Source organism: Cupriavidus sp. SIMBA_020 (genome assembly GCF_046535395.1).
GTDB classification, from domain to species: Bacteria; Pseudomonadota; Gammaproteobacteria; order Burkholderiales; family Burkholderiaceae; genus Cupriavidus; species Cupriavidus campinensis.
This window is the reverse complement of sequence record NZ_JAWRWU010001795.1, coordinates 1-231: the sequence shown is the minus strand read 5'-3', so window position 1 is coordinate 231 and position 231 is coordinate 1. Positions and strand designations below refer to the sequence as shown.

The window sequence follows — 231 nt, the reverse complement described above, 5'->3', positions numbered from 1 at the left end:
CGAGGCTCCAAGAAAATCCGCCAAGTCACAATGGACCACGTTCAGGAGGCGTACCGATCTTCAGACTATGCCGTTTCCCGCCACCAACTCAAGGCACTCAGTGACTACGTCATTAGCGGAAACCCAAAGAGCGAGTACCACAACCCTCTCGGCCCGTCCCGATTGGAAAGAGGCTTTGATACCAGTAACACAGAGAATCCCACACTGAAGGAAATTGCCCGCAGGGCATCC

General features: G+C 54.1%; 1 protein-coding gene. It reads left to right on the top strand.

Annotation, left to right across the window (positions count from 1 at the left end):
- Nucleotides 1-30: 30 nt before the first annotated feature.
- Nucleotides 31-231, top strand: a 201-nt coding sequence (locus SB751_RS35790) for a hypothetical protein (RefSeq protein ID WP_410749705.1), incomplete at its 3' end; no start/stop codon positions are given.